Here is a 15,528-nt window from a genome sequence, read left to right on the forward strand (position 1 = left end):
CGTCAGCCCTGAGGGCAGGTGCCCTTCTCGAGCAGGCTCTCGTCGGTCGCGATGGCCCCGTCGACGTCGACGTCGATCACAGCCTCCGCTCCATCGATCTCGAGGCCGGTGAGTGTGATGCCGGCGGGCAGCTGATCGGCGATGCAGATGCGCTGCGTCTCGGTGAGCCGGTCTCCCAGGGCGCCGAGGGTCGAGCCGACCTGATCCGCGTCGACCTCGAGTCCGCCGATCGTCAGCCCGACGGGGGTGAGTTCGAGGTCTCCCTCCGCGACGCCAGGAGTCACCGTGAGGGAGATCGGGATCGCGATGCCCAGTACGCTCACGGAGCCTGCGACCGTCGCGTTCGGCGCATCGAGGGTGACCGTGTCGATCGGCAGATCGGTGTTCGACAGCAGATCGGTGAACTGCGACTCGTCGATGCGAATCGTGCCCGATGCGCCGCGCAGGTCGCCGCCGCGCAGCGGGACACCCGTGGCGGTGACGTCGACGGCACCTGTGATCCCTTCCAGGGTCACGGAGTCGGTCGAGAGGTGCAGGCTGTCGAGCGTTCCGCCGATCAGCTGGGGCAGCAGGATGCCGTCGGCCTCGACGTCGAGCTGCTGGTCAGCGGGCAGATCGAGCTGCTCGACCACGATCCCCCGCACGATGCCAGGCAGGACCGCGCGCGCGATGAGCTCGGCCGCGACGACAAGAGCGGCCAGAACCACGACGACGATCAGCAGTACCCACGGCCAGCGCTTGCGCGTGCGTGCCGGTGGCGCGGCACCGTCGACAGCAGCACCGTCCTTTCCCCCGGGGATCACGAGCGTCGGATGCTCGGAATCCGCAGCGGGGTAAGGAAGGGTGTGGTTGTCGTCGCTCATGCTGCCATCCTGCCCTACGGCGCCGGACGGCAGCAGGAGTCACATCCGCTCTGGCGCAGACACACCGAGCAGGTCGAGCCCGTTGCGGAAGACCTGACCTGCGGCGTCGTTGAGCCAGAGGCGCGTGCGGTGCACGGTCTCGATCGGGTCGTCGCCCTGAGGGATCACGCGGCAGTTGTCGTACCAGCGGTGGTACAGGCCGGCGAGCTCTTCGAGGTAACGCGCCACACGATGCGGCTCGCGAACCTCAGCGGCGAACGCCACGATGCGAGGGAATTCCTGCAGAGCGCCGAGCAGCGCGCTCTCGGTCTCGTGCGTGAGCGTCTCGGGGGCGAATTCCGAGCGGTCCACCCCGGAGTCGGCGGCGTTGCGCGCGACGTTGTGCGTGCGGGCATGCGCGTACTGGACGTAGAACACCGGGTTGTCGTTCGTGCGCTTCTGCAGCACGTCGAGATCGATGTCGAGGTTGGAGTCGGTCGAGCTCCGAGTCAGTGCGTAGCGCGCCGCATCCACGCCGACGATCTCGACGAGGTCTTCGAGCGTCACCACAGTTCCCGCACGCTTCGACATGCGCATCGGCTGGCCGTCGCGCACCAGGTTGACCATCTGCCCGATGAGGATCTGCAGGTTGACGTTCGGCTCATCGCCGAATGCCGCGCACATCGCCATGAGACGCTGCACGTATCCGTGGTGATCGGCGCCCAGCATGATGATGCACCGGTTGAAGCCGCGTTCCCGCTTGTTCAGGTAGTACGCCAGGTCGCCGGAGATGTACGCGGGCTGACCGTCGGACTTCACCACCACCCGATCCTTGTCGTCGCCGAACTCCGTCGTGCGCAGCCACAGAGCGCCGTCGGCCTCGAACATGTGACCGAGCTCCTGCAACCGAGAGATGGCGCGCTCGACCGCCCCCGACTCGTGCAGGTCGTTCTCGTGGAAGTAGACGTCGAAGTCGACGCCGAACTCATGCAGGCTCGCCTTGATCTCGTCGAACATCAGGTTCACGCCATTCGCGCGGAAGGCCTCCTGCAGGTCTTCCGGTGACAGCGTCGAGAGGTCGCCGTCGTACGCGAGTTCGACACGCTTCGCGATGTCGAGGATGTATCCACCGCCGTACCCGTCTTCGGGGGTCGGCTCTCCCAGGTGCGCGGCGACCAGGCTGCGCGCGAAGCGATCGATCTGCCCCCCGTGATCGTTGAAGTAGTACTCGCGGGTGACCTGTGCGCCCTGGGACTTGAGCATGCGGGCCAGCGAGTCGCCGACGGCTGCCCACCGGGTGCCTCCGAGGTGGATGGGACCGGTGGGGTTCGCAGACACGAACTCGAGGTTGATCGACTCGTCCGCGCGTGAATCGTTGTGTCCGTACTCCGCGCCGGCATCGACGATCAGCTTCGCCAGGGCGCCGGCGGCAGCCGCGTCGAGGCGGATGTTGATGAAGCCCGGGCCCGCGACCTCCGCGGTCTGCACACCATCGACCTGCGCGAGTCCGTCGGCGATCTGCTGCGCGAGTTCACGCGGGTTCGTGCCGAACGGCTTCGCCAGGCGCATGGCGATGTTCGAGGCCCAGTCGCCGTGGTCACGGCTGCGAGGGCGCTCGAAGACGATGTCGGCTGCGGTGAGCCCGAGCGGCTCGCCAGGACGTCGTTCCTCGGCGATCGGTGCGAGGACGGCGAGGAGGGCTGTGGCGAGCGTTTCAGGGTTCATAGGCCTCCCAGTTTACGGCGCGTCACGCGTAGGAATTTGCGACGGCGGGATCGTGATCTACAGTCATGCCATGAAGGCCGCCTCCGCCCGCCGTCGTCTGCCGGTCGCAGGCCTCGCTGTCGCAGTGATCTTGGCGCTCGCCGCGGTCGTCCTCGGCATCTGGCGCCCATGGGTTCCGGTGCCGTCCTCAGCGCCCGTCGGCGCGGCCGCGTCGACCGGCGACGCCGTCGCGATCGCGCCGGTTCCGCTGCTTCTTCCCGAGCATCCGACTGTTCTCGTGTTCGGCGATTCCTGGACCTACGGCTCGGCTGCGACCGACCCGACCCTCGGCTATGCGTATCGGCTCGCCGACCTGATCGGCGGCGAGACGATCGTCGAGGGCGTCCGGGGCAGCGGCTACCTCAAGCCCGGCCTCGACGGCCCCGCTTTCGGCGAGCGCATCGCCGCCCTGGATCCCACGCTCACTCCCGACCTGATCATCCTGCAGGGGTCGATCAACGACCGGGCTCAGGGTGAGACAGGGTACAGAGAAGCCGTCACCGCCGCCTGGGACGCGATGTCGGCGAAGTACCCGGAGGCGACGATCGTCATTCTGGGCCCGGCGCCGCATGAGCTGCCTGTGGGAGCCGAGACCGCTCGCATCGACGCCGATCTCAGCGAACTGGCCGCGGCCCGCAGCTGGTGGTACATCTCCCCCGTCGCGCAGGACTGGATCACCGACCAGAACTATCTGTCGGTCATCGATGTCGAGATCGGCCGCAAGCATCCGTCGACCGACGGCCACCGTTACCTCGCCGAGAAGCTGGCCGCGGCGCTCGGTGAACTGGGCGACGCGCCGGTGACCGAAGCGGGTGGGTCGGAGACCACTCCCGAGCAGTGATATTGTCGATCGGTACGCCTCCGTAGCTCAGTGGATAGAGCGCCGGTTTCCGGTACCGTAGGTCGCAGGTTCGACTCCTGTCGGGGGCACACACCACAACGCCAAAGGCCGCCTGATTTCAGGCGGCCTTTCTCGTTGCCCCCTGTTCTCGGATCCCTCACGCTCCCCGCGAAGGCGACGACGGGACTGCTTCGAGATCGTCAACGAATCACGTTTTCGGCTGTCGTCTCGGCCAGATTGGCGAGCAGCTGCAGGCGCTCGTGGGTGGCGGATCCGGGTTCGGCCGAAAAGACGATCATCTGGAGTCCGCGGTCCGAGGCGAGGTCCATCGCCTGGAATGTGAGCTCCAGGTCGCCCACCACCGGGTGGTGGACGATCTTGAGCCCGGTGCGGTGCTCGCGGACGTCGTGCGCTCCCCACAGCTTCCGGAAGAGATCGCTGCGGGTGGACAGCTCGCCGATGAGGTCGGTGAGCTGCCGGTCGTACGGCGATCGCCCTGCTTCGGCTCTGAGCAGGGCGACGATCTGTCGAGTCTGTCCTTCCCAGTGGGGGTAGAAGGTCTGGGCGCGCGCGTCGAGGAAGACGAAGCGTGCCGCGTTCGCGGGCGGGCGCGCGTGGTCGAGCATCTCGGAGAAGACCGCACGACCGAGCGCGTTCGTGGCGATGGCGTCGAGCCGGCCGTTCTGCACATACACCGGGACGGTGGACATCGCGTCGATGGTCTGACGTATTCCGGAGGTGAGCTGCGTCGTGCGGACAGGGCGCCGTCGCTGCTGCGGATGCGCGCCCGCGTTGGCCGCCCGGATCAGGTCATGCAGATGCGCGTGCTCGGCCTCATCGAGCTGAAGCGCTCGACTGACCCCGTCGATGACCGACTCCGACACCCCCGCCGCGTTCCCGCGCTCGAGACGCTTGTAGTACTCCGAGCTCATCCCGGCGACGAGGGCGACCTCTTCGCGACGCAGCCCGGGGACGCGGCGGCGGCCGCCGAAGTCCGGCAGCCCCACCTGCTCCGGAGTGAGCTTCGCGCGCCTCGTGGTGAGGAAGTCGCTGATGGCGGCATGAGTGTCCATGACATCGAAACTACGCCGGTGCCTGCGATCGTGAGGGGCCCTGTCGGGGCACCCATAGGTAGGGCCACGCTGACGCCGACGAAAGAGCGTTGACTCGGATCATCAGTCGGCGACAGAAGGACATGACATGAAGAACGCACATCTCGGAGCCCTCGAGGTCTCCCGCATCGGCCTCGGCGCCATGACCATGGCCGGCACCTACACGACCGGTGGCCGTCTCGACGACGGCGAGTCCATCCGCACCATCCACCGCGCCCTCGACCTGGGGGTCACCCACATCGACACGGCCGAGATCTACGGTCCCTACCTCAGCGAGGAGATCGTCGGACAGGCGATCGAGGGTCGCCGGGACCAGGTGAAGATCGCCACCAAGTTCGGCCTCGTCTCGCACTCCGGCGGTGGGCCCGGAGCGATCGACAGCAACCCGGCTAACGTGAAGGCAGCCGTCGAAGGCTCCCTCCGTCGTCTGAGGACCGACCACATCGACCTCTACTACCAGCACAGGGTCGACCCGAACACGCCCATCGAAGACACCGCAGGCGCGGTCGCCGACCTCATCACCGAGGGCAAGGTGCTGCACTTCGGACTGTCTGAAGCGTCGGCGCAGACCATCCGCCGCGCCCACGCCGTGCAGCCGGTCGCGGCGCTCCAGACCGAGTACTCGCTGTGGACCCGCGACGTGGAGGCAGAGATCCTTCCCATGCTCCGCGAGCTCGGCATCGGGTTCGTCCCCTACTCGCCATTGGGCCACGGCCTTCTCACGGGCCAGATCCGTTCTGCGGCGGAGATCCCCGACGACGATTGGCGCAAGACCAATCCGCGGTTCGTGGGTGAGAACTTCACACGCAACCTCCGTCTCGTCGACGAGGTCCGCTCCATCGGCGCCGAGATCGGCGCTACGCCCGCGCAGACCGCGCTGGCATGGATCCTCACCCGCGGCGACGACATCGCCCCCATCCCGGGAACGCGCCGCATCGCGCGCGTGGAGGAGAACACCGCCGCAGATGCCATCGTGCTCACTGCCGACCAGGCCGACCGGCTGACGGCACTCGAACCCGCGTCCGGAGAACGGCACGACGAAGCCAATATGGTCTCCATCGACAAGTGACCGGGCCTCTCACCTGAACGACAGGCTGGCCTCGCAGAGTTACCTCGCGTTGCTGCCGGTCACGTGAAGAGGGACCATCCTGATGGGTCGTCCGTCTTTCGACTCTCCGGCGCGTGCCGTCGGCGGGTCCTGCTCTACTGGTGCCGCATGGCCGCCTCGAGCCACGCTTCCGGGTCGACCAGGTGGTTGTGGTCGTCGAGTCCGAGGTCGATCTGTGCCCAATGGATCGTGCCGGAGAACACACCTCCCTTTGTCGCATATCCCTCGTATGCGGGCATCCCCGTGTCCTGTCCGACGTCGAGCCCCTCGTCGAACGAGAAGTACATCGGGTGCGTGCGGACGACCTCCGCGGTGCCGACGGGATCACCGTCGACGAAGAGGGTGACCGTCCCGCCTCGACCGATGCCGCCGCCGGCGTACGCGAACTCGGAGCGCACCTGATGTGTGCCAGGGGTCAGAGGATCTGCCGAGAGCGCCGTGCTGCGGAGCAGCCCGCAGTAGTTGTAGTGGAAGCCGACCTTGCCGCCCTCACCGAACAGTGACCATCCTCCGGTGCGACCGCCCTGCGCGAGGATCGCACCGTCGAGGGCTCCGTCGTCCGGGACGACGATCTCGGCGGTGGCCGACCATGACCGGTTCTTGACATTGATCGCGACGTTCTCGTTGAGCCGCGTCATCCCCGGGTACAGCCGCAGCGTCTCTCCCTGCACGATCGTCGGCCTGCCGGCGAACTCGGGGTTCATGCGCTGCGCCGCGCGATCATCGAGCGGGATGACGTTGTAGCGCGTCGCCTCGATCAGGAACAGCTGCTGCAGCTCAGCGAGCTTCTCGGGATGCTCCTTCGACAGGTCGTTCGACTGCGTCCAGTCGACCGTCGTGTCGTACAGCTCCCACACGTCCTCCGAGAAGTCCGGTGCTGCGCTCACGACGTCCCACGGCGTGCGGTGGCGGGTCTGGGCCGTCCAACCGCGGTTGTAGATCCCCCGGTTGCCCATGATCTCGAAGTATTGCGTGTGATGGCGCTCCGCCGCCGAGGCGTCGTCGAACGAGTAGGCGAAGGAGGTGCCGTGCATCGGGACCTGGGTCACGCCATTGACCGTGTGCGGTTGAGCGAGGCCCGCGAGCTCGAGGATCGTCGGGGCGACATCGATGACGTGATGCCACTGGTCGCGCACCTCCCCCTTGGCGGCGATGCGTCCCGGCCAGTGCACGATGGTGCCGTTGCGTGTTCCGCCGTAGTGGCTCGCCACCTGCTTGGTCCATTGGTACGGGGTGCACATGGCGTGGGCCCAGCCGACCGCGTAGTGGTTGTAGGCCTCAGGACCGCCCACTTTGTCGAGGTTCTCCTGCCAGAACTCGACCGTCTCGTATTCCGATCCTCCGTTGGCGGCCGTGGAGAGGATGAATGCCCCCTCGAGGCCGCCCTCCGCAGACGCGCCGTTGTCGCCGATGATGAACAGGACGAGGGTGTCGTCGAGCAGCTCGAGCTGTTCGAGCGCATCGATCACACGCCCGGTGTGATGGTCGGCGTACTCGAGGAAGGCTCCGTAGACCTCCATCTGATGCGCGAGGATCGGGCGTCGCTCCTCAGGCACCTCGTCCCACGAGGGGATGCCCTCGCTGCGCTCAGTGAGCACTGCGTCCTCGGGGATCACGCCCAGTGCCTTCTGCCGCTCGAAGGTCTCAGCGCGCAGCGCGTCCCACCCCTGGTCGTACTTTCCCTTGTGCTTGGCGATCCACTCCTTCGGCACGTGGTGCGGCGCATGCGTCGCTCCCGGCGCGAAGTAGACGAAGAACGGCTTGTCGGGTGTGAGCGCCTTCTGCTGGTTGATGTAGTCGATGGTCCGATCGGCGAGGTCGGGCATGAGGTGATAGTCGGGATCGTCGGGGGCCTCGACGAAGCTCACGCCATCGATGAGCGCGGGCGTCCACTGGTTCGTCTCACCCCCGATGAATCCGTAGAACTTCTCGAACCCGCTGAAGGCGGGCCAGTGGTCGAAGGGCCCCGTCGGCCCGGATTCCCACACGGGAACCTCGTGGCATTTGCCGAACTGCGCGGTGTTGTACCCGGCCTGTCGCAGGATCTCGGGCAGTGGCACGCACGAATTCGGACGCGTCGAGCGGTATCCGGGCGAGGGTGTCGCGGTCTCGGTGATCTGCCCCATACCGACCTGATGATGGTTGCGCCCCGAGAGCATCGCGGCCCGGGTGGGTGAGCAGATGGCCGTGGTGTGGAACCTGCTGTACCGCAGACCTCCCGCGGCGAGACGTTCGGCGGTCGGCATCGGCACCGGCCCCCCCGAAGGCGCTGGAGGCCCCGAAGCCGACGTCGTCGAGCAGCACGAGCAGCACGTTCGGCGCTGTCTTCGGCGGACGCTTCATCTCGATGGGCGGAAGCTTGTCCTCCATCTTCTTCGCATCCAGGACCATCGGACCCACGTAGGTCTGGTCAGGAATCGGCAGAACGCTTCCCGGAAGCTCAGTGGTCATGTGCGTCTTCTCCCCGTCGTGATACCTCCAGTTCTATCGACTGCTCACCGTCTCGGCACGAGCTGCTCACCCTGACGAGGTGACCTCGCACTGCGCGGGGCGCTCACGCCGATGCGTCCTCCTCCCGCCGATTCTTCGCGGTCGCACCGAGGGAGATCGTCGACAGCAGGCCGAGGGAGAGGAAGCCCGCGGCGGTCCACGCGGCGAAGCGCGTGCCGTCGGAGAACGCGGCCTTCGCATCCTCAGCGATCTCCGCCGCTTCGGGTTGCGCCTCGAGCCCGCTGATCGCCGCTCCGGCGCTGTCGACGACGGTCGAGACGATCTGTTCGCGCTGGTCAGCAGGGATTCCTCGAGCGTCGAGTGATGACGCGAGAATCCCTGCCGTGCTCGTGAACAGCACCGTCCCGAGCACGGCGACTCCGAGTGCTGCGCCGAGCTGTCGAGATGTCGACTGTGTGCCCGACGCCGCACCGCTGTCGTCGACCGGCACGTCGGCGAGCACGACGCCCGTCAGCTGAGCGGTCGCGAGGCCGACACCGAGTCCGTAGACGAAGAGGAACGGGACGAGCGGCACCCATGAGGCGTCAGGAGCGATCACGAAGCCGACACCCGCGACCCCGACGATCTCGGCGATGAGCCCTGCCCGCACGACCCAGACCGGCGCGATCTTCCGGCTGGCCGCGCCGGCAGCACCGCTCGCGACGAACGATCCGAGCGCGAGCGCGAGCAGCAGGAGCCCGGTCTGCAGCGCATCGAAACCCAGAACGAACTGCAACCACAGAGGCAGAGCGAGGATGATGCCGAACTCTCCCAGCGACACGACTGTCGCCGCGATGTTGCCGTTGCGGAACGAGGGGATGGAGAACAGACGCAGAGCCAGCAGCGTGGACCTGCCCTGCCGCTCGCGATGCACACCCCATGCGATGAACGCGACGAGTGCCACGATCGCCAGTGCGAAGGCGAAGGGGATCGGAGACACATCCAGCGGCCACGTCCAGTCGCCGACCTGCGGGCGCTGTTCGACCAGCCACCAGCCGTACGTACGCCCCTCGATCAGGCCGAACACGAGGCTGGCCATGGTGACGACCGAGAGGATCGCCCCGACCGCATCGATCTTCGACGTCCGGTCGCTGCGCGACTCCTCCACCGTGAGGAGCACGCCGATGATGATGACGATGCCCAGCGGGATGTTGATCCCGAACGCCCACCGCCAGGAGAAGGCAGTCGTCAGCCATCCGCCGAGCAGCGGCCCCACCGCCGCCATTCCGCCGATCGTCGAGCCCCACACCGCGAAGGCGATCCCCCGCTCGCGCCCGCGGAAGGTGGCGTTGATGATCGACAGCGTGGTCGGCAGGATCATCGATCCGCCCACTCCCTGCGCAAGACGGGCGAGGATCAGCATCCCTCCGTCGGGGGCGAATGCAGCGAGCACCGAGGATGCCGCGAAGACGACGACGCCGATGATCATCACGCGCCGACGCCCGAACCGGTCCGCCAGGCTGCCGAACACGAGCAGCAGCGCGGCGAACACCAGCGTGTACGCCTCCTGCACCCACTGCACCTCGGTGGAGGTGATGCCGAGATCATCCACGATCGCCGGAATCGCGACGTTCACGATCGTCGAATCGACGATGATCAGCGAGACGGCGATGCTGATGAAGACCAGGCCCACCCAGCGCAGGCGATTGTAGCGTTCCATGACTACTAGCTTAGCTAGCAATATGCGAGGCGTGCAGTTTTTCTTGTTATCGGGACGGCTGCGGCTACAACATCGCGGTGAGCACTCCCCCGTCCGCCCGCAGCGCCGCGCCGTTGGTCGCGGATGAGCGAGGACTCGCGATGTAGGTCACCAGACTCGCGATCTCATCGGGCTCGATGAATCGCTCGAGCAGCGTAGTGCGGTTCTGACCGATGATGGAGCCTTTCATCACCTCGGGCGGAAGGGACTGCGCCTCTGCCACCGCTGAAACGCTCGCCGCCACCCCGTCTGAATACGTCGGCCCTCCGAGGATCGTGTTCACGGTCACCGCGGTGCCCCTGGTGCGCTTCGCCAACCCGCTGCCGAGGGCGGTCATCGCGGCCTTCGTCGTGCCGTAGTGCACCATGTCGGCGGGGATGTTCACCCCCGACTCGCTGCTGATGAAGACGATGCGACCCCAACCGCGCGCAAGCATGCCTCCGAGAAGGTGCCGGGACAACCGGACCCCGCTCATGACGTTCACTTCGAAGTAGCGAGTCCAGTCGTCGTCCGTGATCGTCTCGAACTCGGCGAGGCCGAAGATTCCCACGTTGTTGACGAGAATGTCGACGTCGCCCAGGACCTCCGTCAGGCGGCCCACGTCTTCTCGCCTCGCGAAGTCCGCCGCCAGTCCTGAGACCGTCGAGCCAGGGTGCTCCGCGCGCAATCGCCGGACCGCCGCATCCACACGCCGCTGATCACGTCCGTTCACCGTCACGTCCACACCCTCGCGGGCGAGCGCGGAGGCGATCGCGAACCCGATGCCCTGCGTCGAGCCGCTGATGAACGCCGTCTTCCCGTGCAGCTGCAGATCCATGGTGCTTCCTCTCCTCGACGCGCACGCGCCGTTTTACTTGCTTGGGAAAGTTAACCGTAGGTCCTGAGACTTGCTCAGGCAAGTTCGCGGATCACCATCCCAGCGGCACGATGACCTAGTCTGAGGGCATGTCAGAGCAGCCGGACCCCTCCCCGCTCACCACGGAACAGCTCGAGATCTGGGCATCCGTCGCCACGCTCATCGAACGGCTGCCCACCGCGCTCGACGCGCAGCTGCAACGCGACAGCGGTCTGACGCACTTCGAGCACGGCATACTGTTCGCTCTCGACTCGGCGCCCGAACGATCGCTGCGCCTGAGTGTGCTCGCCGGGTACGCGAGCTGCACGCTCTCTCGCCTCTCACGGGCGATCACCCGCCTCGAATCGAGAAACTGGGTGCGTCGCGTCGCGGACCCCGATGACGGGCGCTTCACGCTCGGAGTGCTGACGGCCGAGGGACACGAGAAGGTCACGCGGTCGACGCCCGCCCACCACGCTCTCGTGCAGCAGCTCGTCTTCGACGCGATCACCTCCGCGCAAGCTCGACAGCTCGCAACCATCAGTCGACGGATCTCGTCCGCTATCGGACCGGACTCCGGGTGGAGCCCCACCGCGTCAGCCGACTGAGGCCCGGGCACTGCTGCGCACCCTCGCCCGAAGCGGGTGACGGGATCTCCACCGCACGCTCGGCCGGTGTCAGGATGGGCCGACGAACGGCCCACATGACGCACCACTATCGAGAGAATCGAGAGCGCGATGGACGACCCGGCACAGCTGCGATCCTGGAATCAGGGTGCGACGCGCGACGCGATCGAGCGCTTCGTCCTGTCGGTCACAGAGGGTCCGGACGCGGTCCCCGTCGAGGACCGAATCGCTGTGTTCGACAACGACGGAACCCTCTGGTCGGAGAAGCCCATGCCGACGCAGCTCCACTATGTCGTCGAACAGTGGCGTGTGGCCGCCGAGCTCGACCCGGAGCTGGCGCAGAAGCAGCCGTACCGCGCCGCCGTGAGCGGTGATCTCGCATGGCTGGGCGCGGCCATCGACAAGCACTATTCGGGTGACGACTCGGATCTGGGCGTCATCCTCCAAGCCCTCGGCGGACTCACCGATGGCGTCAGCGTGGAGAAGTACGCCGAGTCGGTGGCGGAGTTCTTCGCGACCGCGACACATCCCGTGCTGGAGCGACGCTACGCCGACGCGGTCTATCAGCCGATGGTGGAGCTGCTCCGGTATCTCGAGCAGCACGGCTTCACCTGCTACATCGTGTCAGGCGGCGAGCGCGATTTCATGCGACCCATGACGCAGAGCAACTACGGCATCCCGCCGGAACGTGTCATCGGCTCGGCGTTCGGGCTCGGCTACGACGCTGAGAAGGCGGTGGTGCGCTACGCGCCGTCCTTGGCGTTCTTCGACGACGGGCCGGAGAAGCCCGTGCGGATCTGGAGCAGGATCGGACGCCGACCGCTCTTCGCGGCCGGGAACTCCAACGGCGACGTGCCGATGCTCGATTTCGCTCGCCGAGGTCCCCGTCCGGGCCTGGCCCTGCTGATCCACCATGACGACGACTCCCGCGAGGACACTCCGTACGATGCCGGTGCCGAGACGGCACTCGCGAGCGCCGTCGACGCCGGTTACATCGTCGTGAGCGTGCGAGACGACTGGGAGACGGTGTTCCCGGGCGTTTCCGGATCACCCGCAGACGTGCCGTGAGCACCCCCCGCGCCGCCGGCACCCACGTCCTCGTGGTGCTGGCGTGCGCGACGATCGCACTGGCGGGAGTATGGCTTCTTCGCGACGTGATCGCGCCGCTCGCGGTCGCTCTGGTGGTCGTCGTGATCTGCAGCCCGGCGAGCAGCGCTCTCGTCAGGCGCGGGTGGCCGCGGGGACTCGGCGTGACGGCGATCATCCTCCTCGCCTACTCTGTGCTGCTCACGATGGGCGCACTGGTGTGGATCGCCGGAGTGCAGTTCGTCGATCTCCTCGGCGACCTCTCCCCCGGCGGCGATCTCACGCATGTCGCATCGCAGCTCGACACCTGGGCCGCTCTGGGCACCGGAGCCCCGAGCTCGGACTCCGGTGACGCCGCGCGCATCGTCGTGCCCGCTCTCGTCGCCGTCGCTCGGGGCGTGAGCAGCGCCGTCCTCGGCATCGCCGTCGCTCTATTCCTGGTCTGCGCCTACGTGGTCGTGATGGCGGTGGATGCCGGGCGATATCAGAATGCCTCGATCGTCTTCGGCGCTCACAAGGCCGAGACGATCGCGCGGATATCGCGGCTGAACACGAACATCCGGCGCTACTACGTGGTGAACACCGTGTTCGGCGCCATCGTCGCGACTCTGGACGGCCTCGCGCTGTGGTGGCTCGGAGTGCCGGCGCCCGTGCTGTGGGCGGTCCTGGCCTTCGTGACGAACTTCATCCCCAACATCGGCTTCGTCATCGGGCTCGTGCCCCCGGCGATCCTGGCCCTCGCGGTGGGTGGGTGGCCGCTGCTTCTCGGCGTGGTGATCGTGTACTGCGTCGTCAACGTCGTTCTGCAGGTGTTCGTGCAGCCGGCTTTCGTCAGTGATGCCGTCGGGCTCAGCGTGACGCTGAGCTTCTTCGCCGTCGTGTTCTGGACCGTGATCATCGGACCGGTCGGCGCTCTGCTGGCTGTGCCACTGACTCTCCTGGCGCGCACTCTGCTTCTCGAAGGCAGTGACGACACCCTCTGGCTGCGCTGGGTATCGGGAGACCGCGGCGCTCGCCCGTCATCGGCGACCAGGGATGGGCGCGTCGTTCGTCGCATCCCCTGGGATGCACATCGCATCAGGCGGTGGTCGCGATGACCGACGACATGACCGGCACCGCCCGAGAACTGCCGCGCTGGACCGTCGGCCGCCTGCTCGTCCTCTCGCTCCCCTGCGTGCTGATCGGCGTCGTCTCGGCCCTGATCCTGTTCGGTCTCGACGAGCTGGCGGCGGTCTTGCAGAAGGCGCTGTGGTCGGGGTTGCCGGCGCTCACCGGCATCGACCCGGATTCACCGTGGTGGATCCTCTCGGTGCTCACCCTCACCGGACTCGCGGTCGGGCTCGGAATCCAGCTGCTCCCCGGGCACGGCGGACGCGACTCGGCGACGACAGATCTCATCGCGCCGCCTCTGCCCCTGACCGCGCTGCCCTCCCTCGCCCTGGTCACTGTGCTGGGCCTCGCCGGCGGAGTCAGCCTCGGGCCCGAGAGCCCCATCATCGCCATCAACACCGGCATCCTCGTCGCAGCCTTCGGCAGCCTGTGGCCCGGCGTCTCGAGAGAGCTCGTCGTGCTGGTCACCGCCGCCGGCACCATCGGAGCGCTGTTCGGCACACCGGTGGCCGCCGCTCTCGTCTTCACCGGCGTCGTCGGCTCGATGGCGACCGGCGCACTCTGGGACAAGCTCTTCCTGCCGCTGCTCGCCGCTGGGGCAGGCGCGGTGACGATGTCGCTGCTGCATCATCCCGAGTTCGCCGTCCCTCTTCCCGCCTACGACACGGTCGCCGTGATCGACCTGCTGAGTGCGAGCGTCATAGCGCTCGTCGCCGCAGCCATCGGCATCGGAGCCGCCGCTCTGTTCCCGCTGGTGCACCGCACGTTCCGCCTTCTTGGCCACCCCGCGCTGTACGTGACACTCGGCGGGGCGCTGCTGGGGGTGCTCGGGATCATCGGCGGCCCGATCACCCTGTTCAAGGGCCTCGAACAGACCGCCGCCATCACAGTGAATCGTGCCGACTACAGCGCCGCCGACCTCGCTGTGATCGTGGCGGTGAAGGTCGTCGCGCTGATGATCGCCGCAGCTGCCGGGTTCCGCGGCGGGCGCGTCTTCCCCGCCGTGTTCATCGGAACGGCGATCGGCGTCCTCGCGAACGCCGTGATCCCTGACATCCCCGTGAGCCTCGCGGTCGCCAGCGGGGTGCTCGGGATGGTGCTCGCCATCGCCCGAGACGGGTGGATCGCGCTGTTCATCGCCGTGGCGGTCACCGGCAGCGTCACGGTGCTCGCCGTGCTCTGCATCGCCGTTCTTCCGACGTGGCTGCTCGTCTCGCGCGCTCCCGAGATGCTGATCCACCCACCGCCCGAGGGATCACCCGCGCAGGCGCGACCGGAGCCCGCAGCATGAGCGGCCCGATAGCCGACGACTCCAGCCCCGCGGATGCCGAGACGACACTGGATCGCTGGGAGTCCGCCGCGACCGTCCCCCTCACGGTGCTCGGCCTCGGGTTCATCGTCGCCTACTCCGTGCTCGTGCTCGTGCCCGACCTCCCCGCATGGGTGCGCATCATGCTCGGCGTCGAGATCGCGATCACCTGGCTCGCACTGGTCGTCGACCTCATCGTGCGAGTGGTGCTCACCCCGGCCGGCGGGCGGATCGCGTTCCTCGTGCACCATCCCATCGAGGTCCTCTCGGTTCTCGTCCCCCTGTTCCGGGCGTTCCGCGTGGTCGAGCTCGCTCGCGGGCTGCCCTATTTCCACCGCCGCACGGGCAACGCGGTCAGGGCCCAGATCATCACCTTCGCCCTCGCCTACACGGTGCTGTTCGTGTACTTCATCTCTCTCGCCACCCTGCAGGTGGAGCGAGGCGCCCCCGACGCGACGATCGTCGACTTCGGCACGGCGATCTGGTGGGCGTGCGTCACGATCGCGACGGTCGGCTACGGCGACACCTACCCGGTGACGACCCTCGGACGGGTGTACGCGGTGTGCTTGATGATCGGCGGCATCGCGATCGTGGGCACCACCTCGGCGCTCGTCATCTCTTACATCGGTGACCGCGTGCGGCGGATCACCCACCGGGAAGAGACCCGAGAAGAGGTCTGACCGATGACGCCTCGCCCGCGACGGGT

General features: G+C 67.3%; 13 protein-coding genes and 1 tRNA gene. 8 read left to right on the plus strand and 6 right to left on the minus strand.

Annotation, left to right across the window (positions count from 1 at the left end):
• Window positions 1–2: 2 nt before the first annotated feature.
• Window positions 3–863 carry a DUF2993 domain-containing protein gene (locus ACIP5T_RS04640; RefSeq protein WP_400860941.1) on the minus strand — a complete coding sequence of 287 codons (861 nt, stop codon included), beginning with the start codon at window positions 861–863 and terminating at the stop codon, window positions 3–5.
• Window positions 864–902: 39 nt separating this feature from the next.
• Window positions 903–2,567, minus strand: a complete 1,665-nt coding sequence (gene argS, locus ACIP5T_RS04645; RefSeq protein WP_400860942.1) for an arginine--tRNA ligase — start codon at window positions 2,565–2,567, stop codon at window positions 903–905.
• 70 nt (window positions 2,568–2,637) lie between these two features.
• Between argS and ACIP5T_RS04650 the strand changes: the two genes are divergently transcribed.
• Window positions 2,638–3,447: an SGNH/GDSL hydrolase family protein gene (locus tag ACIP5T_RS04650; protein WP_400860944.1), complete on the plus strand. Its 810-nt coding sequence runs from the start codon at window positions 2,638–2,640 to the stop codon at window positions 3,445–3,447.
• Window positions 3,448–3,463: 16 nt separating this feature from the next.
• Window positions 3,464–3,536 (plus strand) — tRNA-Arg (locus tag ACIP5T_RS04655).
• Between the two features lie 111 nt (window positions 3,537–3,647).
• On the opposite strand, the gene ACIP5T_RS04660 is transcribed toward ACIP5T_RS04655, so the two are convergent.
• The gene (locus ACIP5T_RS04660) at window positions 3,648–4,520 is read right to left on the minus strand and encodes a helix-turn-helix transcriptional regulator (RefSeq protein WP_400860946.1); all 873 of its coding nucleotides are present in this window, start codon (window positions 4,518–4,520) and stop codon (window positions 3,648–3,650) included.
• Window positions 4,521–4,647: 127 nt separating this feature from the next.
• Between ACIP5T_RS04660 and ACIP5T_RS04665 the strand changes: the two genes are divergently transcribed.
• On the plus strand, window positions 4,648–5,628 hold the full coding sequence (locus tag ACIP5T_RS04665; protein WP_400860947.1) for an aldo/keto reductase: 981 nt from the start codon (window positions 4,648–4,650) through the stop codon (window positions 5,626–5,628).
• 134 nt (window positions 5,629–5,762) lie between these two features.
• On the opposite strand, the gene ACIP5T_RS04670 is transcribed toward ACIP5T_RS04665, so the two are convergent.
• From ACIP5T_RS04670 to ACIP5T_RS04680, 3 genes are all read right to left on the minus strand, one after another.
• Complete coding sequence (locus ACIP5T_RS04670) at window positions 5,763–7,913, minus strand: arylsulfatase (RefSeq protein ID WP_400860950.1); 2,151 nt, start codon at window positions 7,911–7,913, stop codon at window positions 5,763–5,765.
• Window positions 7,914–8,221: 308 nt separating this feature from the next.
• Window positions 8,222–9,817 (minus strand): MFS transporter, encoded by a 1,596-nt coding sequence (locus tag ACIP5T_RS04675; RefSeq protein ID WP_400860952.1) that lies wholly within the window; start codon window positions 9,815–9,817, stop codon window positions 8,222–8,224.
• Between the two features lie 64 nt (window positions 9,818–9,881).
• On the minus strand, window positions 9,882–10,673 hold the full coding sequence (locus ACIP5T_RS04680) for an SDR family NAD(P)-dependent oxidoreductase (protein ID WP_400860954.1): 792 nt from the start codon (window positions 10,671–10,673) through the stop codon (window positions 9,882–9,884).
• A gap of 128 nt (window positions 10,674–10,801) precedes the next feature.
• Between ACIP5T_RS04680 and ACIP5T_RS04685 the strand changes: the two genes are divergently transcribed.
• The 5 genes from ACIP5T_RS04685 (at window position 10,802) to ACIP5T_RS04705 (ending at window position 15,502) form a co-directional block, all read left to right on the plus strand.
• Window positions 10,802–11,299: a MarR family winged helix-turn-helix transcriptional regulator gene (locus tag ACIP5T_RS04685; RefSeq protein WP_400860956.1), complete on the plus strand. Its 498-nt coding sequence runs from the start codon at window positions 10,802–10,804 to the stop codon at window positions 11,297–11,299.
• 129 nt (window positions 11,300–11,428) lie between these two features.
• Complete coding sequence (locus ACIP5T_RS04690) at window positions 11,429–12,385, plus strand: HAD family hydrolase (protein ID WP_400860958.1); 957 nt, start codon at window positions 11,429–11,431, stop codon at window positions 12,383–12,385.
• Window positions 12,382–13,500, plus strand: a complete 1,119-nt coding sequence (locus ACIP5T_RS04695) for an AI-2E family transporter (protein WP_400860959.1) — start codon at window positions 12,382–12,384, stop codon at window positions 13,498–13,500. Before ACIP5T_RS04690 ends, ACIP5T_RS04695 begins: the two co-directional genes overlap by 4 nt.
• A complete protein-coding gene (locus ACIP5T_RS04700) occupies window positions 13,497–14,804 on the plus strand; it encodes an ion channel protein (protein ID WP_400860961.1) in 1,308 nt (435 codons plus the stop codon). Before ACIP5T_RS04695 ends, ACIP5T_RS04700 begins: the two co-directional genes overlap by 4 nt.
• Window positions 14,801–15,502 (plus strand): potassium channel family protein, encoded by a 702-nt coding sequence (locus ACIP5T_RS04705; protein ID WP_400860963.1) that lies wholly within the window; start codon window positions 14,801–14,803, stop codon window positions 15,500–15,502. Before ACIP5T_RS04700 ends, ACIP5T_RS04705 begins: the two co-directional genes overlap by 4 nt.
• The last annotated feature ends 26 nt before the right edge of the window (window positions 15,503–15,528 follow it).

It is taken from the genome of Microbacterium sp. NPDC088619 (genome assembly GCF_044752825.1).
Lineage (GTDB): Bacteria > Actinomycetota > Actinomycetes > Actinomycetales > Microbacteriaceae > Microbacterium.

Bases quoted from the DNA above. Each gene is read 5' to 3' on its own strand.
- ACIP5T_RS04640 (WP_400860941.1), bottom strand. From the start codon at position 863: ATGAGCGACGACAACCACACCCTTCCTTACCCCGCTGCGGATTCCGAG.
- argS (WP_400860942.1), bottom strand. From the start codon at position 2,567: ATGAACCCTGAAACGCTCGCCACAGCCCTCCTCGCCGTCCTCGCACCG.
- ACIP5T_RS04650 (WP_400860944.1), top strand. From the start codon at position 2,638: ATGAAGGCCGCCTCCGCCCGCCGTCGTCTGCCGGTCGCAGGCCTCGCT.
- ACIP5T_RS04660 (WP_400860946.1), bottom strand. From the start codon at position 4,520: ATGGACACTCATGCCGCCATCAGCGACTTCCTCACCACGAGGCGCGCG.
- ACIP5T_RS04665 (WP_400860947.1), top strand. From the start codon at position 4,648: ATGAAGAACGCACATCTCGGAGCCCTCGAGGTCTCCCGCATCGGCCTC.
- ACIP5T_RS04670 (WP_400860950.1), bottom strand. From the start codon at position 7,913: ATGCCGACCGCCGAACGTCTCGCCGCGGGAGGTCTGCGGTACAGCAGG.
- ACIP5T_RS04675 (WP_400860952.1), bottom strand. From the start codon at position 9,817: ATGGAACGCTACAATCGCCTGCGCTGGGTGGGCCTGGTCTTCATCAGC.
- ACIP5T_RS04680 (WP_400860954.1), bottom strand. From the start codon at position 10,673: ATGGATCTGCAGCTGCACGGGAAGACGGCGTTCATCAGCGGCTCGACG.
- ACIP5T_RS04685 (WP_400860956.1), top strand. From the start codon at position 10,802: ATGTCAGAGCAGCCGGACCCCTCCCCGCTCACCACGGAACAGCTCGAG.
- ACIP5T_RS04690 (WP_400860958.1), top strand. From the start codon at position 11,429: ATGGACGACCCGGCACAGCTGCGATCCTGGAATCAGGGTGCGACGCGC.
- ACIP5T_RS04700 (WP_400860961.1), top strand. From the start codon at position 13,497: ATGACCGACGACATGACCGGCACCGCCCGAGAACTGCCGCGCTGGACC.
- ACIP5T_RS04705 (WP_400860963.1), top strand. From the start codon at position 14,801: ATGAGCGGCCCGATAGCCGACGACTCCAGCCCCGCGGATGCCGAGACG.